A 19765-nucleotide genomic window follows, 5' to 3' on the forward strand; every position below is an offset into this window, starting at 1 on the left:
TCGCCCCGCTGCGCCACCAGGTCCGCCGGCGCCGACGGCGCCGTCAGGTCCGTCGGCGTCGCCGCGACCCCGGGACCGGTCAGCGGGGACCAGTTGCCGGAGGTGTCGCGGGCCCGCACCGCGTAGCGGTACGTCCGGTCGTTGACCACCGCGGTGTCGGTCCAGGACGTCGTGGCGCGGCCCAGCAGGCCGCTCACCGCGGCACCGTCGCGCAGCACCTCGTAGGCGTCCACGTCGTACTCGGGGGCGGCCGGCCAGACCAGGGAGACCCTGCCGTCGCCGCGGGTGGCCGTCACGGCCGGTGCCGCCGGCGGCACGGCGTCCCGCGGGACGCCCGTGACCGGGGCGCTCGCCTGCGTGCCCTCGTGCTCGACGAGCAGGCGGGTGGTCACCGAGGTGACGGTGACGACGTAGGGCGTGCCGTTGACGAGCCCGGTCAGCGTGACCCCGGGGCTGGTGGGGCTGGCCCGGAGCACGCCGTCGACGTAGACCCGGTAGCCGCTGAGGAAGTTCTCCTTGGGCGCGGTCCACGCGACGGCCAGCGCCCGGTCGGCGGGGGTCACCACGACGTCGGTGGGCGGGGCGGGGTCGGTCACGCTGACCGGCTGCACGCGCAGCTCCCGCTGCGGGCCGGGCCAGGGCGGGGCCCCCGCCGCGACCGCGCCGAGCGCCAGCGCCACCGCCACCGCCCGGACGAGGGCGCCCCGCACCAGCGCCCCGCCCCGACGACCCCGACCGACCCCGCCCGCGTGCTCCACGACCCGCCTCCGCTGCCCCCGGTGGACCGCTGCCACCGCGCCGTCCCATCGGCGGGCGGCCCCGGCGGGAGCAGGGCCGTACGGGTGTCAGTCGTGCAGCGGGGCGCCCGTCGGCTCCGCGTCGAGCCCGGCCACGGCCTCGACGACCTGCCGGCTGACCTCCTGCGCGGTGAGGCCGACCTCCTCGAGGACCTCCGCGCGCTTGGCGTGCTCGAGGAAGCGCTGCGGGATGCCGTAGTCGCGCAGCGGCGTGCCGACCCCGGCGTCGCGCAGCGCGCGCGCGAGGACGCTGCCCACGCCACCGGCGCGCCCGCCGTCCTCGACGCTGACGACCAGCCGGTGCCGCGCCGCGAGCGCCACGACCTCCTCGGCGACGGGGAGCACCCAGCGCGGGTCCACGACGGTCGCCCCGACCCCCTGGTCCGCGAGCCGGTCCGCCACCTCGAGGCACAGCCCCGCCATCGGCCCGACCGCGACGAGCAGCACGTCCTCGTCGCCGTCCCGGCGCAGCACGTCGACCCCGCCGCGGCGCTCGAGGGCGGGCAGCGCCCCCGGCACGGGACCCTTGGGGAAGCGCAGCACGGTGGGCGCGTCGTCGACGTCGAGCGCCTCGCGCAGCTCCTCCTGCAGGGTCACCGCGTCGCGCGGGGCCGCCACGCGGGCGCCCGGGACCACCGACAGCAGCGACAGGTCCCACATCCCGTTGTGGCTCGCGCCGTCGTCGCCGGTGACCCCGGCGCGGTCGAGCACGAAGGTGACGCCGGCCCGGTGCAGCGCCACGTCCATGAGCAGCTGGTCGAAGGCCCGGTTGAGGAACGTCGCGTAGACCGCGACCACGGGGTGCAGCCCCCGGTACGCCATCCCCGCCGCCGAGGTCACCGCGTGCTGCTCGGCGATGCCGACGTCGAAGACCCGCTCCGGGTGCGCCGCCTGCAGCAGGTGCAGGCCCACCGGGATGCACATGGCCGCGGTGATGCCGACGACGTCGGGGCGCTCCTCGGCCACGTCGCGCAGCTCCTCGGCGAACACCGAGGTCCACGAGGTGGTCTTCACCGCGAGGCTGCGCCCGGTCAGCGGGTCGATGGCGCCGATGCCGTGGAAGCGGTCGGCCTCGTCGGCCTCGGCCGGCTCGTAGCCCAGGCCCTTGCGGGTCAGCGCGTGCACGATGACCGGCCCGCGGAACGCCTTGGCCCGCGCGAGCGCGTGCTCGAGCGCCTCGACGTCGTGCCCGTCCACCGGGCCGACGTACTTGAGCCCGAGGTCCTCGAAGAGGCCCTGCGGCGCCACGACGTCCTTGAGGCCCTTCTTCATCCCGTGCAGCGCGTCGTAGACCGGCGCGCCCACGACCGGCGTGCGGCCGAGCACCTGCTTGCCCCAGTCGAGGAAGCGCTCGTAGCCGCGGGTCGTGCGCAGCGTCGCGAGGTGGTTGGCCAGGCCGCCGACCGTCGGCGCGTACGAGCGCTCGTTGTCGTTGACGACGACGACCACCGGCCGGTCGGCCGCGGCGATGCCGTTGAGCGCCTCCCACGCCATGCCGCCGGTGAGCCCGCCGTCGCCGATGACCGCCACGACGGTCCGGTCGTCGTGCCCGAGGAGCTCGTCGGCCTTGGCGATGCCGTCCGCCCAGGACAGCGACGTGGACGCGTGGGAGTTCTCCACGACGTCGTGCTCGGACTCGGCCCGGCTCGGGTAGCCCGACAGCCCGCCGCGCTGGCGCAGCCGCGCGAAGCCGTCGGCCCGGCCGGTGAGGAGCTTGTGGACGTACGCCTGGTGCCCGGTGTCCCAGACGATGGTGTCGCGCGGGGAGTCGAAGACCCGGTGCAGCGCGATGGTCAGCTCGACCGCGCCGAGGTTGGGCCCGAGGTGCCCGCCGGTGCGCGACACGTGCTCGACGAGGAACGCGCGCACCTCGCGGGCGAGCTGCTCCAGCTCCGCGGGCCCGAGCCCGCGCAGGTCCTGCGGGCCCGTGATGTGCTCGAGCTGCCCCAACGTCCGGTCCCCTCTCGCCCGCGCCCGCCGTGCGGTGCGGGCGCCCCTCCACTGTAGGTGGGCGCCGCTACGCCAGCAGCCCGGCGCGCAGGCCCGCGGCCAGCCCCGGCGCCAGCGGCAGCCGGGGCACGAGCGTGGCCTGCACGGCGTGGTACAGGTCGGGCTTGCCCGGCCACACGGTCCCCGTGGGGGTGTTCGTCGCGTCGAGCTGGTGCACCCACGAGCCGTCGCGCAGGTCCAGGAGGTGCTCGGCCGTCCAGTCCCACCAGCGGCGGTAGTCCTCGGCGTAGCGGTCCTCGCCGGTGCGCCGGTGCAGCGCCGCCGCGGCGCCGATCGCCTCCGCGGCCACCCAGTGCATGCGGTCGCGCACCACCGGCTTGCCGTCCCAGTCGGTCGTGTAGACGAAGCCGCTGGCGCCGTCGGCGTGCCAGCCGTCCTCGACCGCCTGCGCGTAGAGCGCCCGCGCCGCCGGCAGCAGCTCGCCCCCGGGCAGGTCGCCCGAGGCCGGCGCGGGACCGGCGGCCGCGAGCCCGGCCTCCAGGTGCAGCAGCAGCCGCGCCCACTCCAGGGCGTGCCCGACCGTGGCGCCGTACGGCTGGAACGGGTGGTCCGGCTGGTCCGCGTGGTGCTCGGGCAGCGGGCGCCACTGCGGGTCGAAGTGCTCGGGGATGCGCCAGGAGGTCGCGCGGGCCCAGCCGACGACCGACGTCGCGATGCGCAGCGCACGGCCGCGCCAGCGCGGGTCCCCCGTCGCGTCGGCGGCCGCCATGAGCGCCTCGACCGCGTGCATGTTCGCGTTCACGCCGCGGTAGTCGTCCAGCGCCGTCCACGCGGTGTCCCAGCGGTCGGCGCACAGGCCCGCGGCGTCGTCCCAGAAGCGCTCGTCGAGCACCGCGAGCGCCTCGTCGAGCAGCGCCCGCGCCCCCGGGCGCCCCGCGACCGCGGCGCTGGAGGCGGCGAGCACGACGAAGGCGTGGTCGTACGCCGCCTTGCCCCCCTCCGGGGTGCCGTCCGCGGCGACCGAGGGGTGCCAGCCGCCGTGCTCGGCGTCGCGCAGCACCCCGGTGAGCCCCGCGAGCGCGGCGTCGGCGCGCGGCCCGCAGCCCGGGACCCCCAGCAGGTGCCCCAGCGACTGGACGTGGACGGTGCGCGCGGTGATCCACGTGCGCACCGGCTCGTCCACCGCCGGCTCCCCCGTCGGGCCCAGCCAGGCCGCCCCGCCGAGCGGGTGCGCGGCGCGGGCGCCGAACGCCAGCAGGCGGCGGCACTCCTCGTCGAGCCAGCGCAGGTGCGGGGGCAGCTGGGTCCAGGGGGTCATCGGGTGCTCCAAGTCGTGCGGTGGCGGGACGCGCACCGGCCGGCGCTCCCCGGGCGGACCCGGGGTGCGCCGGCCGGCGACGGTGCTGCTGGTCGTGCTGGTCGTGCTGGTCGTGCTGGTCGTGCTGGTCCTGCTGGTCCTGCTGCTCGTGCTGTCCTGCCCGCCGTGCGGGTGCTCAGCCCTTGGTGAGCGGGGCGAGGTTCGGGTCGTTCGCGTACGCCTCGACCACGTTGTCCTTGGTGACGATGAGCGGCGGGAGGAGGTACGCCGGGACGGTCTTGACGCCGTTGTCGTACGACTCGGTGTCGTTGACCTCGGGCTCCTCGCCCGTGCTCAGCGCGGTCACCATGCTGACGGTCTGCTCGACGAGGGCGCGGGTGTCCTTGTTGATCGTGGAGTACTGCTCGCCGGCCACGATGGACTTGACCGACTCGACCTCGGAGTCCTGGCCGGTGACGACCGGGATCGGCTTGCCGGCGCCCTTGACCGAGGTGATGATCGCGCGGGCCAGGGTGTCGTTCGGGGACAGGACGCCGTCGAGCTCCTTGTCGCCGTAGGTGCTCGTGAGGAGCGAGTCCATGCGGCTCTGGGCGTTCTCCGGCTTCCAGCCCTGCGTCGCCGTCTGCTCGATCTCGGTCTGGCCCGAGCCCACGACGACGTCGCCGGCGTCGATCGCCGGCTGCAGCACGGACATGGCGCCGTCGAAGAACACCTGCGAGTTGGCGTCGTCGGGCGAGCCGGAGAACAGCTCGATGGTCCAGGGGCCCTCGGGCTTCTGGGCCTTCATGCCCTCGAGCAGCGCCTGGCCCTGCAGCTCCCCGACGTTGAAGTTGTCGTACGCGACGTAGTAGTCGACGCCCTCGGTGTTGAGGATGAGCCGGTCGTACGCGATGACCGTGGCGCCGGCGGCCTTGGCCTGCTCGACCTGCGTGGTGAGCTGACCACCGTCGGCCGCGCCGATGACGATGACCTTCGCGCCCTTGGTGACCATGCTGGAGATCTGGCCCTGCTGGTCCGCGACGGTGCCGGAGGCGGCGGCGTACTGCACGTCGCCCTCGAAGCCGGCCTCCTGCAGGCCCTGGCTGAACAGGTCGCCCGCGAGCACCCAGTTCTCCGAGGTCTTGGCGGGCAGGGCCACGCCGATGAGCGAGCCCTGCTCGAAGCCCTCGGCCGCGGCGCCGCTGTCCCCGGACGAGCCGGTGCCGCTGGCGGAGCTGTCGTCACGGCCGGAGCCGCAGCCGGCGAGGGCGATCATGGCCACGGCCGCGAGCGCGGCGGTGGGCTTGGCGATGCGACGCATCTGGTTCCTTCTTCCGTACAGGAGGCACCGCTGCCTCCGTGCTGGTCGTGCTGGGTCGTCCTGCCGGTGCGGCGCGGCGCGCCGCGTGCGAGGGGTGGTCAGGGGGTGGGCACGGTCGGGCGCGCCGACTCCGGGGTGCCCGAGGTGGGCGCGAGGCCCTCCGGCTCCGGCGTGGCCGGGCGCCGGAAGCTGCGGGTGAGGTAGCCGGTGATCGACGGCCGGCCCTGCTTCTTGTTGTAGACGTCGAGCGCCACCGCGGCGAGCAGGACCAGGCCCTTGATGATCTGGACCCGGTCGGCGCCGACGCCGAGCAGCTGCAGGCCGTTGTTGAGCACCGCCATGACGAGGCCGCCGATGATCGACCCGATGACGGTGCCGACGCCGCCGGCCACCGCGGCACCGCCGATGAAGACCGCGGCGATGGCGTCGAGCTCCCAGTTGAGGCCGTCCTGCGGGCCGGAGGCCGCGGAGCGGGCCACGAAGATCATGCCGGCGAGCGAGGCCAGGACCGACATGTTCATCATGACGAAGAAGTTGACCCGCCGGGACTTCACGCCGGAGAGCTCGGCGGCGTGGGCGTTGCCGCCGACCGCGTAGATGTGCCGGCCGAAGATCGTCGAGCGGGTGACGAACGAGTAGACGAGCACGAGCACGAGCAGGATGACGCCGGAGACCGGGAAGCTCGTGCCGACCCGCCCGCTCGCGAAGAGCAGCGTGAAGTAGACGACGACCGCGACGAGCAGCCCCACCTTGACCAGGCTCACCCAGGCCGGCGCCATCTCCGAGCGCATCCGGGACTGCACCGCGCGCAGGCGGTACTCCCGCACCGCGATGAGCAGGCAGAGCAGCAGCCCCAGCAGGAGCGTGGAGTTGTTGTAGCCCGTGTCCGGCCCCCACTCGGGCAGGAAGCCCGCGCCGATCTCGCGGAAGCCCTCGGGCACCGGGATCGTGTCGGCGTTGCCGATGTACTGGTTGCCGCCGCGGAACAGCAGCATGCCCGCCAGGGTCACGATGAAGGCGGGGACGCCGACGTACGCCACCCAGAAACCCTGCCACGCGCCGATGACGGCGCCGACGGCGAGGCCGAGCAGGATCGCCAGCGGCCAGGCCAGGCCCCAGTCCTGCATCGCCGTGGCGACGACGATGCCGCAGAAGGCCGCCACCGAGCCCACGGACAGGTCGATGTGCCCGGCGATGATGACCATGACCATGCCGATGGCCAGGATGAGGATGTAGGAGTACTGGCTCACCAGCTGGATGAGGTTGCCGCTGGAGAGCGTCAGCCCGTCCGTGAGGAACTGGAAGAGCAGGACGATCGCCACCAGGCTGAAGATCATCCCGAACTGGCGGCCGCCGGACTGGCCGCCGCCGAACATCCGCTTGAGGTCGGAGAGCGCCTTCATCGGGCCGCCGCCGCCGAGCGCGAGGTCATGTTCTTCATGAGGGTCTCCGGGTCTGCCTCTGCCGTGGAGAACTCGTTGGTGATCGAGCCCTCGAAGATGGTGTAGATGCGGTCGGACAGCCCGAGCAGCTCAGGGAGCTCCGACGAGATGACGATGACGGCCTTCCCCTGCGCCGCGAGCTGCTGGACGATGCCGTAGATCTCGTACTTGGCGCCGACGTCGATGCCGCGCGTCGGCTCGTCGAGGATGAGCACGTCGGGGTCGGTGAACATCCACTTGGCCAGCACGACCTTCTGCTGGTTGCCGCCGGAGAGCTTGGCGACGCCCATGTCCACCGACGGCGTCTTGATCCGCAGGCTCGTGCGGTAGGACTCGGCGACGTCGTGCTCCTGGAACGCGTCGACGACCGGGCCGCGCGAGATCTTGCGCAGCTTGGCCGAGACCGTCGAGCGCTTGATGTCGTCGAGGAGGTTCAGCCCGAGCACCTTGCGGTCCTCGCTGACGTACGCCAGCCCGTGCTCGATGGCCTCGGAGACGCTGCGCAGCTGCACCTCGCGCCCGTCGATGAGCACCTGGCCGGACAGGTAGGTGCCGTAGGAGCGGCCGAAGACGCTCATCGCGAGCTCGGTGCGCCCGGCGCCCATGAGGCCGGCGAAGCCGACGATCTCGCCCCGGCGGACGACGAAGCTCTCGCCCTTGCAGACGAGCCGGTCCGCGTCGAGGGGGTGCTGCACGGTCCAGTCGCGGACCTCGAGGAGCACGTCGCCGATGACGGGGGTGCGCGGCGGGAAACGGCTCTCCAGCTCCCGCCCGACCATGCCGCGGATGATGCGGTCCTCGTCGACGCCGCCCTCGGCGACGTCGAGCGTCTCGATGGCCCGGCCGTCGCGGATGATCGTGATGGCGTCGGCCACCTGCGCGATCTCGTTGAGCTTGTGGCTGATGATGATCGAGCTGATGCCCTTGTGCTTGAGCCCCACGATGAGCTCGAGCAGGTGCTGGGAGTCGGCCTCGTTGAGGGCGGCGGTCGGCTCGTCGAGGATGAGCAGCTTCACGGACTTGGCGAGCGCCTTCGCGATCTCCACGAGCTGCTGCTTGCCGACGCCGATGTTCTTGATGAGCGTGTCGGGGTCCTCGCGCAGGCCGACCCGCGCGAGCAGCTCGACCGCCTGCTCGCGGGCGCGCTGCCAGTCGATGACCCCGAAGCGCGTGGGCTCGTTGCCCAGGAAGATGTTCTCCGTGATGGAGAGCTCGGGGATGAGCGCCAGCTCCTGGTGGATGATGACGATGCCGGCGTCCTCGCTGGAGCGGATGTCGCGGAAGCGCACCTCCTCGCCCTGGTAGAGGATCTGCCCCTCGTAGGTGCCGTGCGGGTAGACGCCCGAGAGCACCTTCATGAGCGTCGACTTGCCCGCGCCGTTCTCGCCGCAGACCGCGTGGATCTCCTCGGCGTGCACGCGCAGGGACACGTCGGACAGCGCCTTCACGCCCGGGAAGGTCTTGGTGATCGAGCGCATCTCCAGGATCGTGGGACCTGGGCGCATGTGCCGCTCCTGTGCCGGTCGATGGGGGCCGGCCCCGTCGTGGTGCCGGGCCCGGGCGCGTGCAGGGCGGGCAGGGGCGTCCGGGAGGGCTCGGGCCCCCTCGGCCGCGGTGCCGCGCGCCGGGACACTACGTTCGCATGTCATCGATGTCAACGCGGGCCGCCGCGCGGGTCCGTGACCGTTCCGTTGCCGTGGAGCCGCAGGTCACAGCCCTGTCACGGCGACGTGCGCGGAGCGTGTCATCGATGTCATGCTGGAGTGCCGACGCGGGCCGGGGGCCCGCCGCACCGGCACGGCGCAGGACCGCGCCGACCCACCCGACCAGCGGCCGCCGCGGCCGTACCTCCGCCCGCGGCCGTCCGGCCCGCACCCCCGGGCCGCCCTGCCCCAGGAGGCCCCGTGGACGCCGTGGACGCGCTGGAGGGGCCGCACCCGGGGCCCGCTCCCCCGTCGCCGCCCGCACCCGCCGTCGCGGCGACGCTGCAGGACGTCGCCCGCCTGGCCGGGGTCAGCGCCAAGACCGTCGCCCGGGCGCTCAACGGCGAGCCCAACGTCCGCGACGCCACCCGCGAGCGGGTCGCGCGGGCCGCGGCGGCGCTGCGCTTCCGGCCCAACCGCCTCGCGCGCGAGCTGCGCCAGGGGGCGCGCACCGGCGCGGTGGGCCTGGTCATCGGCGGGCTGGAGAACCCGTTCTACTCCCACCTCGCCGCGGGCGTGGAGCGGGCGCTGCGCGCGGAGGACCTCGAGCTGGTCATCGCCTCGACCGACGACGACCCCGAGCGCGAGCGCGCGGTCGTGCAGACGATGCTCGAGCGGCGCGTCCGAGCCCTGCTCGTGGTGCCCGTCGCCGAGGACCACCGCTACCTCGAGGGCGAGCGCAGCGCCGGCACCCCGCTGGTGTTCGTCGACCGCCCGCCGACCGGCCTGGCCGCCGACGTCGTGCTCTGGGACAACCGCACGGGGGTCCGCCAGGCGGTGGACGCCCTCGTCGCGGCCGGGCACCGGCGCATCGCCGTCATCGCCGACCGGATCGCCAACTTCACCGCCCGCGAGCGCCTCGCCGCCTTCCGGGAGGCCGCCCGCGCGCACGGGCTGGGGCTCGAGCCGCGGCTGCTCGTCGTCGACGTGCACGACGTGCCGGCGGCGCGGGCGACGGCGCTGCGCCTGCTCGCCGCGCCGGAGCCCCCCACGGCCTTCTTCGGCCTCAACAACCGCATCACCGTGGGCGTCGTGGCCGCCCTGCTGACCACGGGCGGCGCGCAGGCCGTCGTGGGCTTCGACGACTTCGACCTCGCCGAGGCGCTGGGCACGACGGTGGTCGCCAACGACCCGGCGGCCATGGGCGGACGGGCGGGGCGCCTCGCGCTGGCCCGCCTCGCCGCGGGCCCGGGGCTGCCCGAGCAGGTGCTGCTGCCCGCGACCCTCGTGCGCCGCGGCAGCGGGGAGCGGGGGCCCGCCGCGGCCGCCCCGTCCCGGGCGGCCGCGGCGCTCGCCTGAGCGGCCCCGTCAGTGCCCGGTGGCCGCCGCCCGCCGGCGGGCCAGCGCGTCCACGCTCGCCGCGAGGAGCAGGACGCCGCCGGTGATGAGGTAGTTGAGGTACGCCTCGACGCCGAGCAGCCCCAGGCCGTTCGCGATGGCCGCGATGACGAGACCGCCGAGCAGGGCGTCGCGCACCCGCCCGCGCCCGCCGAAGAGGCTCGTGCCGCCGATGACCGCCGCGCCCACCGCGTAGAGCAGGGTGTTGCCGGCGCCGGAGCCGGGCGTCACCGAGCTCAGGCGCGACGCGGCCGCGATGCCGCTGACCGCCGCCATCGTCGAGGAGATGACGAAGGCCGCCACCCGGATCCGGGCGACCGGGATGCCCGCGCGGCGCGCCGCCTCGGCGTTGCCGCCCACGGCGTACACGTGCCGGCCGAAGGCCGTGCGGCCCAGCACGAACGACAGTGCGACGAGCAGCACGACGACGAGCGGCACGGCGTACGGCACGCCGGCGAGCTCGACGGCGGGGTTGAGCGCGCGGTCCGCGCTGAGCACGGCGACCGTCGCCAGCACGAGCACCGACACGACGACGACCTTCGCGACGACGACCGGCAGCGGCTGGCGGGCCAGGCCCCGGGCGTGCTTGCGCTGCCAGCCGAGCAGCGACAGCGCGCCCCAGACCAGCGAGCCCGCGACCGCGAGGCCCCAGCCCCATGCCACCGGCATCGTGCTGTTCGCGATGCCGCGGACCACCTCGTCGCGCACGGGGACCGTGCCGCCCTCGCCGATGATGCGCAGGGTCGCGCCCTGCAGGCCGAGGAACAGCGCCAGCGTCACGACGAAGCTGGGGATGCCCACCAGCGCCACGAGGGAGCCGGTGACCAGGCCGATGAGCGCGCCCGCGGCCAGCGCGGCCAGCGTCGCGACCCACCAGCTCGCGCCCTGCACCGCCAGCATCTGCGCCAGGACCGCCGCGCACACGCCGCTGACGACGCCGGCGGACAGGTCGATCTCGCCGAGCAGGAGCACGAAGACGAGACCCATGGCGAGCAGGGTGATCGGGACGGCCTGCACGAGCAGGTTGTTGACGTTCAGGGCCGTCGGGAAGGTCTCGGGCCGCAGCGCGGTGAACAGCGCGCAGAGGGCGAGCAGGCCGAGCACCGCCGGGAGCGCGCCGAGGTCGCCGCCGCGGATGCGGTCGACGTACGCCCGCACGGCGCCGCCGACGCTCGTCTCCTGCCGGTCGGCGCGGAAGGCGCCCGCCGCGGGGTCGTCGGCCGGGCCCGGCCCGGGCGCGGGTGCCGTGTCCGGCAGCTGGGTCATGGTGCTCCTCGTACGGGGGTGGGGGCTCAGGCGGCGCTGCCGGCGGCGGGGCCGAGCCCCAGCTCCCCGGAGCGGCCGGTCGTGATGAGCTCGACGACCTGGGCGCGGGTCACGTCGGCGGTGGCCACGTCGGCGGCCATCCGGCCCAGGTAGAGCGGCGCGACGCGGTCGGCCACCTCGAAGACGTCGTTCATGTTGTGCGAGATGAGCACGACCGCGTGGCCGGTGTCGGCGAGGCGGCGCACGAGGTCGAGCACCTGGCGGGTCTGGGCGACGCCGAGCGCCGCGGTCGGCTCGTCGAGGAGCACGACCTTGCTGTCCCAGAGCACCGCCTTGGCGATGGCCACCGTCTGGCGCTGGCCGCCGGAGAGGCTCGCGACGAGCTGGCGGACGCTGGCGAGGGTGCGCACGGAGAGCTTGGCCAGGGTGTCGCGGGCCGCCTGCTCCATCGACGGCTCGTCGAGCAGCACGCCGTGGCGGCGCTCGCGGCCGAGGAACATGTTCTGCACGACGTCGAGGTTGTCGCACAGCGCGAGGTCCTGGTAGACGACCTCGATGCCCAGGGCGGCGGCGTCGCGCGGCCCGGACACGCTCACCGGGCGCCCCTCGAAGAGGTACTCGCCACCGTCGATCGGGTGGATCCCCGCGATGCACTTGACCAGCGTGCTCTTGCCGGCGCCGTTGTCGCCGACGAGCGCGGTGACCGTGCCCGGGTAGACCTTGAGGTCGACCCCGTGCAGCACCTGCACCGCGCCGAACCGCTTCTCCACCCCGCGCAGCTCGAGCAGCGGCTGCCCCGGCGCCGTCGCGGCGGGGGTCGTCCCGTGGTCCATGCCTCGTCCTGTCTGTCGGTCGTGCGGGCCCGCCGCCCGCCGGGCGGCCGGGCGCGCGGGCGGCGCGGTGCCGTCGAGGGCACCGCGCCGCCGCGCGCCGGGGTGGGCTACTGGATGCCGAGCTCGGTGCAGTCGGCGGCGAACTCGCCGGTGCACAGGTCGGCGGCGGTGACGAAGCCGTCGTCGACGACGTCCTTGACGTTGTCGCGGAAGACCGCCACCGGGTCGAGGAGCACCGACGGCACCTGGCGCCCGCCCTCGGGGTCCTCGACCTCCTCGGTGCCGCTGGCCTCCTCGCCGTTGATGAGCCCGATCGCCAGCTCGGCGAGGGCGTTGGCCTCCTCCGCGATGGGCTTGTAGACCGTCATGCACTGGTTGCCGGCGAGGATGTTCTGCAGGCCCTCGACGGTGGCGTCCTGGCCGGTCACCGGCACCTCCCCGGCGGCCTGGTTGCGCGCGAGGATCGAGATCGCCGCGTTGCCCAGGCCGTCGTTGGCGGCGAGGACGCCGTCGATCTGGCCGCCCGCCTCGGTGTACATCTGCTCGAAGATCGTCGCCGCCTGCTGGTTGTCCCAGCCCGGCACCGCCTGCTCGGCGACCACGGTGTAGTCCTGCACCGCGTCCAGGACCTCGTGGGCGCCCTGGGAGAAGAGCGTGGCGTTGTTGTCGTCGGGCGAGCCGTTGAGGTAGGCGATGTTCTTCGGCCCCTCGCCGAGGCACTGCTGGAGCCCCTGGCCCTGGAGCCGGCCGACCTCGACGTTGTCGAACGAGACGTAGTACTCCGCGGAGCCGCCGAGGGTCAGGCGGTCGTAGTCGATGGTGAGCACGCCCTGCTGCTGCGCGGTGCTCTGGATCTGCGCGCCCGAGGCCGAGTCGAGGTTGACGATCGCGAGCACGGTCACGCCGCCGGTGATCATCTGGTCGGCGATGGTCTGCATCCGCTGGGCGTCGCCCTCGGCGTTCTGGATGTCGTACTCGATGCCGGCCTCCTCGAAGGCCTGCGCGAGGAGGGGGCGGTCCGCGGTCTCCCAGCGGGCGGAGGACTCGGTGTCGGGGAGGATCACGCCGACCTTGCCCTCGGCCTGCGCCCCGCCCGTGCTGCTGCCCGTGCTGCCGCCGCCGGACGCCGTGCCGCCGCTGCCGGAGTCGTCGTCGCCGCAGGCCGCCAGGCTCAGCGCGAGGGCCGCGGACGCCGCCGCGGCGAGGATGCGTCGATGCACCATGGGTCGTCTCCACAGGTCTGGTCCGCGGGGGCGGACGGGGACCCGGTCCGGTTCTGCCGGGTCCGCGCCCATCGTGGGGCCCCGCCGGCCCGCGCGAGCCGTGTTGCGCGACATCGACCACGGCGTTTGCCGAACTGTTACCGGAGACTTCCGGGACAAGGGGGCGTAGCGGGCGCACCGGGCACCGCGCCTGGGAGCGCGCCCGGGCCCGCGGCAGGGCCGGCTCGGGGCCGCTCAGGGCCGGCTCAGGGCCGGCTCAGAGCCGCGCGACGAAGCGGCGGCCGCGCAGCGCCTGCTCGACGAGCCCGACGGCCCGCTCCACACCGACGAGGCGCGCCCCCTCCCGCTCCCAGGCCTGCACCGCGGCGGCCACGGCCTCCGGCGGCACGGCGTCGCGCAGCTCGGTCCGGCAGGTGGCCAGCCCCTCGCGCGTCGCGCGCACCGCCCCGGCGACGTGGTGCGCGGCGAAGCGCGCCAGCACGACGGGGTGCTTGCGCAGCACGTCGTAGCGCCGGTGGTCCGGCGGGCAGAGGTCCAGCAGCCAGGCGACGGCCGTCGCCTCCCAGTCGGGGGCGCCGGGCGGGCGGACCTCGCCCGGCCAGCCGGGCGGGACGGCGGGGGTGCTCACGCGGACCAGTGTGCGTCGCGGGTCCGACAGCCCCGGCGCCCGCCCGGACGCGCGGAGGGCGCCACCCCACGCGCACGGTGCACGTGGGGGGCGCCCTCCGCGCGGTCGCGCGGCGCCGGCCGTCCTGGGTCAGGCCAGCCCGGCGAGGTTGCGCAGCACGTACTGCATGATCCCGCCGTGGCGGTAGTAGTCCGCCTCGCCCGGGGTGTCGATGCGCACGGTGGCGCGGAACTCCGTGCCGTCCGCGCGGACCGTCACCGTCTCGGGCGTCGCGCCGTCGTTGAGCCCGGTCACGCCGGTGATGGTGAAGGTCTCCTCGCCGGTGAGGCCGAGGCTCTCGGCGCTCTCCCCCGGCTGGAACTGCAGCGGCAGCACGCCCATCCCGATGAGGTTCGAGCGGTGGATGCGCTCGTACGACTCCGCGATGACGGCCCGCACGCCGAGCAGCGCCGTGCCCTTGGCCGCCCAGTCGCGCGAGGAGCCCGAGCCGTACTCCTTGCCGGCGAGGATGACGAGCGGGACGCCCGCGGCCTGGTACGCCTGCGACGCGTCGTAGATCGTCGTGACCTCGCCGCCGGCGAGGAAGTCGCGCGTGAACCCGCCCTCGGTGCCCGGCGCGATCTGGTTGCGCAGGCGGATGTTCGCGAACGTGCCGCGGATCATCACCTCGTGGTTGCCGCGGCGCGAGCCGTACGAGTTGAAGTCGCGCCGCTCGACGCCCTTGGAGCCGAGGTACTTCCCGGCCGGGCTGTCGACCTTGATCGCGCCCGCGGGCGAGATGTGGTCGGTCGTCACCGAGTCGCCGAGCTTGGCGAGCACCCGCGCGCCCTCGATGTCGGTCACCGGCTGCGGCTGGGCCTGCATGCCCTCGAAGTACGGCGGGCGCCGCACGTAGGTCGACTCCGGGTCCCAGGCGAAGGTGTCGCCCGTCGGGGTCGGCAGGCCGCGCCAGCGCTCGTCACCGGCGAACACGTCGGCGTAGTCGCGGCTGAACATCTCCGCGGCCACCGCCGAGTCGATGACCTCCTGGACCTCCTGGCTCGAGGGCCACAGGTCGCGCAGGTAGACCGGCTGCCCGTCGGGGTCGAGGGCCAGCGGCTCCTCGACGACGTCGAGGTCCATCGTCCCGGCGATCGCGTACGCCACCACGAGCGGCGGCGAGGCGAGGTAGTTCATCTTCACGTCGGGGTTGATGCGCCCCTCGAAGTTGCGGTTGCCGGACAGCACCGCGGTGACGGCGAGGTCGGCCTCGTTGACCGCCGCGCTGACCTCCTCGATGAGGGGCCCCGAGTTGCCGATGCAGGTGGTGCAGCCGTACCCGACGAGGTTGAAGCCGAGCTTGTCGAGGTACGGCGTGAGGCCGGCCCGCTCGTAGTAGTCGCTGACGACCTTCGACCCGGGGGCGAGCGTCGTCTTGACCCACGGCTTGGCGGTCAGGCCCCGCTCGACGGCCTTCTTGGCCACGAGCGCCGCGCCGATCATCACCGACGGGTTCGAGGTGTTGGTGCACGAGGTGATGGCCGCGATGACGACCGCGCCGTGGTCGAGCACGAACTCCGTGCCGTCGGCCAGGCGCACCGGCACCGCCGCGCTCGGGCGCCCGTCGGCCGGGGCGGCGGCCGGGTGCTCCTCGGGGCGGCCGTCGACGTCCTCGCCCTCCTCGCCGGGCGCCGGGGTGGCCGGGTCGCTCGCCGGGAACGACTCCGACGACGCCTCGTCGACGGCGGAGGCGACGCCGTGCGGCGCCGTCTGCTGCGGGACGCCGGGCTCGCGGTCGTCGCCGCCGGTGACGTCGTGCTCCACGTAGTCGCGCAGGGAGGTGCGGAACGCGGTCTTGGCGTCGGACAGCGCGATCCGGTCCTGCGGGCGCTTCGGGCCGGAGATCGACGGCACGACCGTGGCGAGGTCGAGCTCGAGGTACTCGCTGAAGACCGGCTCGACGTAGCCCTGCGCGGACGGGTCGTGCCACATGCCCTGCTCGCGGGCGTACGCCTCCACGAGCGCGACCTGCTGGGCCGAGCGGCCGGTGAGCTGCAGGTAGCGCAGGGTCTCCTGGTCGATGGGGAACATCGCCGCGGTCGAGCCGAACTCCGGGCTCATGTTGCCGATCGTGGCCCGGTTGGCCAGCGGGACCGCCGAGACGCCCTCGCCGTAGAACTCGACGAACTTCCCGACCACGCCGTGGCGGCGCAGCATCTCGGTGATGGTGAGGACCAGGTCGGTGGCGGTCGCGCCCTCCGGGAGCTCGCCGCTCAGCCTGAAGCCGACGACGCGCGGGATGAGCATCGAGACCGGCTGGCCGAGCATCGCGGCCTCGGCCTCGATGCCCCCGACGCCCCAGCCGAGCACGCCGAGCCCGTTGACCATCGTGGTGTGCGAGTCGGTGCCGACGCAGGTGTCGGGGTAGGCCACGCCGTCGCGGACCATGACCGTGCGCGCCAGGTGCTCGATGTTGACCTGGTGCACGATGCCGGTGCCCGGCGGGACGACCTTGAACTCGCTGAAGGCGCCCTGGCCCCAGCGCAGGAACTGGTAGCGCTCGAGGTTGCGCTGGTACTCGATGTCGACGTTCTGCTCGAACGCGTCGGGGCGGCCGAAGACGTCGGCGATGACCGAGTGGTCGATGACGAGCTCGGCGGGCGCCAGCGGGTTGATCTTCGACACGTCGCCGCCGAGCGAGGCCATGGCCTCGCGCATGGTGGCCAGGTCCACCACGCAGGGCACCCCGGTGAAGTCCTGCATGACGACGCGGGCCGGGGTGAACTGGATCTCGACCGACGGGTGCGCCGAGGCGTCCCAGCCGGCGAGGGCGCGGATGTGCTCCGCGGTGATGTTCGCCCCGTCCTCGGTGCGCAGGAGGTTCTCCAGCAGCACCTTCAGCGAGTACGGCAGCCGCGCGACCTGCTCCTGCAGGCCGTCCAGCGCACCGAGCCGGTAGATGTCGTAGGCCTCGTCGCCGACCTCGAGCCGGCCCTTGCTGCCGAAGCTGTCCACGCTCATGCGCGTCCCCTCTCGTCCCGCCCATCCTGCCCGCCCCGACGGTCCGGGCCACCGCTGGGGGTGGCCCCACCCGCGGGCGGGGCTCCGGAAAGTATCTCGACGTCAAGATAACACGGGGTGGCCCCGCCGCACCCCTTGACAGCACCGCGCCGCACCTCCATGGTTCCTTACATGAGTAAGGAACCTAGGAGGTCCGGTGCCGGGCGGGCCTGACGGCGCGCCCCTGTTCCGGCAGGTCGCCGAGCTCGTCGAGGCGGCCGTGCTCGACGGCTCGCTGCCCGAGGGCGCCCGGGCCCCGTCCACCAACGAGCTCGCCGCGTTCCACCGCATCAACCCGGCCACCGCCGCGAAGGGCCTGCAGCAGCTCGTCGACGACGGTGTGCTCCACCAGCGCCGCGGCCTCGGGGCCTTCGTCTCCGACGGCGCCCGCGAGCGCCTCCTCGAGCGGCGCCGCCGCTCCTTCGCCCGCCAGTACGTCGGCCCCCTCGTCGAGGAGGCGCGGGCGCTCGGTCTCGACCCGCAGGAGGTCCGTTCCATGCTGGAGTCCGCACTGGCGCAGGGCGCCGCCGACGGCGCGGGGGCTCGCTCGTGAGCCCCGGGCCCGCACCCGCCGCCGTCCTCGAGGGCGTCTTCAAGGGGTGGCGCGGCGTGCGCGCGCTCGACGACGTCACCGTCGCCCTCCCCGAGGGGGCCGTCACCGGCCTGCTCGGGCGCAACGGCGCCGGCAAGTCCACCCTGCTGCGCCTGCTCGCCGGGCACGCGCTGCCCGACGCCGGCACGGTCCGGGTCGGGGGGCGCGACCCGTACGAGCAGGACGCGGTCCTGGCCGGCGTGTGCCTCGTGAGCGAGGCGCAGCGCTACCCCGACTGGTACGAGGTGCGCCACGTCCTCGCCGCGGCCGCGCTGCTGCAGCCGCGCTGGGACGGGGCGTACGCCCGCCGCCTCGCCGAGGAGCTCGCCCTCCCACCGCGCCGGCGGGTGGGCAGGCTCTCCCGCGGCACGCTCTCCGCCCTCGGCGTCGTCGTGGGCCTCGCCGCGCGCGCCCCGCTGACGCTCTTCGACGAGCCGTACCTCGGCCTCGACGCCGTCGCCCGCCGCCTCTTCTACGACCGCCTCCTCGAGGACGTCGCGACGCACCCGCGCACGGTCGTCCTGTCGACGCACCTCATCGACGAGGTCGGCGACCTGCTCGAGCACGTCGTGCTCCTCGACCGCGGCCGGGTGCTGCTCGACGAGCCCGCCGAGGACCTGCGCCGGCGCGCCGTACGGCTCCTCGGCCCGGCCGCCGCGGTCGGCCGCGCCGCGGCGGGCCGCACGCTGCTCGCCGACGAGTCCCTCGGGGGCACCCGGCGGGCCGTCGCCCTCGGCGCCCTCGACGAGGACGAGGCGCTCGCCGCGCGCGCCGCGGGCGTCGCGCTCGAGCCCGTCCCGCTGCAGGAGCTGATCGTGCGCGCGACCGCGGCCGGCGGCGCCCCACCCGCGCCGCCCCTCACCCCCCGCCCCGCCCCGCAGGAGGTCCTGCCGTGAACCGCGTCCTGACCGTCGCCCGGCTGCACGTGGTCGGCTGGCCCGGCTTCCTCGGCTGGCCCTGGGGCATCCTGGCCAGCTCCTTCCTCGTCAACCTCGCGATCTGGAACGTCGTCGAGGAGGCGGGCTCCGGGTCGGGCACGGGCGGCGTCGTCTCGCTGCCGATCGTGGCCGCGGTCGCCGCCTCGCAGTGGGTCACCCGGCTCCTGCCGCTGGCCATGGCGCTCGGCGCCTCGCGACGGGCGTTCTTCCTGGCCACCCTGCTGGCCTGCACGGCGCTCGCGGCCGTGCACGGCACCGGCCTGCTCCTCGGCGACGCCCTCGAGCGCGCCACCGGCGGCTGGGGCGCCTCGCTGGAGTTCTTCGGCGCCTTCGTGCCCGAGGGCGCCGGCGCCGCGACGCGCTGGGCGGCGCTGACCGCACCCGTCCTGGCGGCCCTGGTCGCCGGTGTCGCGACCGGCGCCGTGCTGCAGCGCTGGGGCACGAACGGCCTCTTCGTCACCACGAGCGCGCTCGTCCTCGTCCTGGGCGGCGCTGCGGTCCTCGTCAGCGCCCGCGGCTGGTGGGGCGACCTCGGCGACGCGCTGACCGCGATGCCGGCGGCCACCCTGCTGGGCGCCCTGCCGCTGGCGCTGGCCGCCGCGCTGGCCGGCGCCGCCTGGGCCGCGCTGCGCCGGACGACGCCGTGAGCGGCGGGCGCCCGCTCACCGTCGTGACCGGAGGGGCCCGGGGCATCGGCGCCGCGGTGGTGCAGCGGCTGGCCCGCGAGGGGCACGACCTCGTCGTCGGGTACGCGCGCGACGCCGCCGCCGCGGAGGCGAGCGCGGCCCGGGCCCGCGCCCACGGGGTGCGCGCCGTCCCCGTCGCGGCCGACGTGGCGGACCCGGCCGACGTCGACCGCCTGCTGGCCACGGCCGCGGGGCTCGGCCGCCTGACCGGGCTGGTGACGTGCGCCGGGCTGACCGCGCACCTCGGCGACCTCGCGGACACGCCGGTCGAGGTGGTCCGGCGGGTCGTCGACGTGAACCTGCTCGGCACCCTGCTCTGCGTCCGCGCGGCCGTGCCCCTGCTGTCGGTGCGCCGCGGCGGCGCGGGCGGGGCGGTGGTCACCGTCTCCTCGGTCGCGGCCTCGACCGGCTCGCCGCACGAGTACGTCCACTACGCCGCCGCCAAGGCCGGCGTCGAGGCCGCCACCGTGGGGCTGGCGAGGGAGCTGGCCGGCGACGGGGTGCGGGTGGCCTGCGTCGCCCCCGGCGTCGTGCGCACCCGCATCCACGAGGACGCCGGGGAGGCCGGTCGCGCCGAGCGGGTCGGCGCCGGCGTGCCGATGGGGCGGCCCGGGGAGCCGGACGAGGTGGCCCCCGCCGTCGCGTGGCTGCTCGGCCCGGAGGCGTCGTACGTCTCCGGCGCCGTCCTGCGGGTGGCCGGCGGCGCCTGAGG

Annotated in this window: 16 protein-coding genes; 5 read left to right on the forward strand and 11 right to left on the reverse strand. The window is 75.0% G+C overall.

What is annotated here, in order from left to right:
• The 6 genes from D5H78_RS08220 to mmsA form a co-directional block, all read right to left on the reverse strand.
• On the reverse strand, positions 1 to 758 hold a 758-nt coding region (locus tag D5H78_RS08220), incomplete at its 3' end, for a fibronectin type III domain-containing protein (RefSeq protein WP_165865659.1).
• 87 nt (positions 759 to 845) lie between these two features.
• Complete coding sequence (dxs, locus tag D5H78_RS08225) at positions 846 to 2747, reverse strand: 1-deoxy-D-xylulose-5-phosphate synthase (RefSeq protein ID WP_119949976.1); 1902 nt, start codon at positions 2745 to 2747, stop codon at positions 846 to 848.
• 67 nt (positions 2748 to 2814) lie between these two features.
• Positions 2815 to 4065: an AGE family epimerase/isomerase gene (locus D5H78_RS08230; protein ID WP_119949977.1), complete on the reverse strand. Its 1251-nt coding sequence runs from the start codon at positions 4063 to 4065 to the stop codon at positions 2815 to 2817.
• A gap of 175 nt (positions 4066 to 4240) precedes the next feature.
• Entirely contained in the window at positions 4241 to 5365 is a 1125-nt protein-coding gene (locus D5H78_RS08235) for a substrate-binding domain-containing protein (protein WP_119949978.1), read from the reverse strand.
• A gap of 98 nt (positions 5366 to 5463) precedes the next feature.
• Positions 5464 to 6768, reverse strand: a complete 1305-nt coding sequence (mmsB, locus tag D5H78_RS08240; RefSeq protein ID WP_119949979.1) for a multiple monosaccharide ABC transporter permease — start codon at positions 6766 to 6768, stop codon at positions 5464 to 5466.
• Complete coding sequence (gene mmsA / locus D5H78_RS08245; protein WP_119949980.1) at positions 6765 to 8312, reverse strand: multiple monosaccharide ABC transporter ATP-binding protein; 1548 nt, start codon at positions 8310 to 8312, stop codon at positions 6765 to 6767. Before mmsA ends, mmsB begins: the two co-directional genes overlap by 4 nt.
• Positions 8313 to 8711: 399 nt before the next feature.
• On the opposite strand from mmsA, the gene D5H78_RS08250 reads away from it, so the two are divergent.
• The gene (locus D5H78_RS08250) at positions 8712 to 9809 is read left to right on the forward strand and encodes a LacI family DNA-binding transcriptional regulator (RefSeq protein ID WP_218566381.1); all 1098 of its coding nucleotides are present in this window, start codon (positions 8712 to 8714) and stop codon (positions 9807 to 9809) included.
• Between the two features lie 9 nt (positions 9810 to 9818).
• On the opposite strand, the gene D5H78_RS08255 is transcribed toward D5H78_RS08250, so the two are convergent.
• The 5 genes from D5H78_RS08255 to D5H78_RS08275 all read right to left on the reverse strand — a co-directional run bounded on the left by D5H78_RS08255 (position 9819) and on the right by D5H78_RS08275 (position 16798).
• Positions 9819 to 11114 (reverse strand): sugar ABC transporter permease, encoded by a 1296-nt coding sequence (locus D5H78_RS08255; protein WP_119949981.1) that lies wholly within the window; start codon positions 11112 to 11114, stop codon positions 9819 to 9821.
• A gap of 26 nt (positions 11115 to 11140) precedes the next feature.
• On the reverse strand, positions 11141 to 11947 hold the full coding sequence (locus tag D5H78_RS08260) for an ATP-binding cassette domain-containing protein (RefSeq protein WP_119949982.1): 807 nt from the start codon (positions 11945 to 11947) through the stop codon (positions 11141 to 11143).
• 107 nt (positions 11948 to 12054) lie between these two features.
• Entirely contained in the window at positions 12055 to 13170 is a 1116-nt protein-coding gene (locus D5H78_RS08265) for a sugar ABC transporter substrate-binding protein (protein WP_119949983.1), read from the reverse strand.
• 256 nt (positions 13171 to 13426) lie between these two features.
• Positions 13427 to 13798: a hypothetical protein gene (locus tag D5H78_RS08270; RefSeq protein WP_119949984.1), complete on the reverse strand. Its 372-nt coding sequence runs from the start codon at positions 13796 to 13798 to the stop codon at positions 13427 to 13429.
• A gap of 129 nt (positions 13799 to 13927) precedes the next feature.
• A complete protein-coding gene (locus D5H78_RS08275; protein ID WP_119949985.1) occupies positions 13928 to 16798 on the reverse strand; it encodes an aconitate hydratase in 2871 nt (956 codons plus the stop codon).
• 196 nt (positions 16799 to 16994) lie between these two features.
• On the opposite strand from D5H78_RS08275, the gene D5H78_RS08280 reads away from it, so the two are divergent.
• Genes D5H78_RS08280 through D5H78_RS08295 form a run of 4 tightly spaced genes read left to right on the forward strand, consistent with a single transcriptional unit; the run spans position 16995 to position 19763 of the window.
• Positions 16995 to 17390, forward strand: coding sequence for a GntR family transcriptional regulator (locus D5H78_RS08280; RefSeq protein ID WP_119949986.1), 396 nt, complete (start codon positions 16995 to 16997; stop codon positions 17388 to 17390).
• Complete coding sequence (locus D5H78_RS08285) at positions 17387 to 18325, forward strand: ATP-binding cassette domain-containing protein (RefSeq protein WP_119949987.1); 939 nt, start codon at positions 17387 to 17389, stop codon at positions 18323 to 18325. Before D5H78_RS08280 ends, D5H78_RS08285 begins: the two co-directional genes overlap by 4 nt.
• The gene (locus D5H78_RS08290) at positions 18322 to 19014 is read left to right on the forward strand and encodes a hypothetical protein (protein WP_119949988.1); all 693 of its coding nucleotides are present in this window, start codon (positions 18322 to 18324) and stop codon (positions 19012 to 19014) included. Before D5H78_RS08285 ends, D5H78_RS08290 begins: the two co-directional genes overlap by 4 nt.
• Positions 19011 to 19763, forward strand: a complete 753-nt coding sequence (locus D5H78_RS08295) for an SDR family oxidoreductase (RefSeq protein ID WP_119949989.1) — start codon at positions 19011 to 19013, stop codon at positions 19761 to 19763. The genes D5H78_RS08290 and D5H78_RS08295 overlap by 4 nt, the downstream gene beginning before the upstream one ends.
• Positions 19764 to 19765: the final 2 nt, after the last annotated feature.

It is taken from the genome of Vallicoccus soli (genome assembly GCF_003594885.1).
Lineage (GTDB): Bacteria > Actinomycetota > Actinomycetes > Motilibacterales > Motilibacteraceae > Vallicoccus > Vallicoccus soli.

Excerpts from the sequence above, each read along its gene's own strand:
- D5H78_RS08230 (WP_119949977.1), bottom strand. The coding sequence starts at position 4,065 with ATGACCCCCTGGACCCAGCTGCCCCCGCACCTGCGCTGGCTCGACGAG.
- D5H78_RS08235 (WP_119949978.1), bottom strand. The coding sequence starts at position 5,365 with ATGCGTCGCATCGCCAAGCCCACCGCCGCGCTCGCGGCCGTGGCCATG.
- mmsB (WP_119949979.1), bottom strand. The coding sequence starts at position 6,768 with ATGAAGGCGCTCTCCGACCTCAAGCGGATGTTCGGCGGCGGCCAGTCC.
- mmsA (WP_119949980.1), bottom strand. The coding sequence starts at position 8,312 with ATGCGCCCAGGTCCCACGATCCTGGAGATGCGCTCGATCACCAAGACC.
- D5H78_RS08255 (WP_119949981.1), bottom strand. The coding sequence starts at position 11,114 with ATGACCCAGCTGCCGGACACGGCACCCGCGCCCGGGCCGGGCCCGGCC.
- D5H78_RS08260 (WP_119949982.1), bottom strand. The coding sequence starts at position 11,947 with ATGGACCACGGGACGACCCCCGCCGCGACGGCGCCGGGGCAGCCGCTG.
- D5H78_RS08265 (WP_119949983.1), bottom strand. The coding sequence starts at position 13,170 with ATGGTGCATCGACGCATCCTCGCCGCGGCGGCGTCCGCGGCCCTCGCG.
- D5H78_RS08275 (WP_119949985.1), bottom strand. The coding sequence starts at position 16,798 with ATGAGCGTGGACAGCTTCGGCAGCAAGGGCCGGCTCGAGGTCGGCGAC.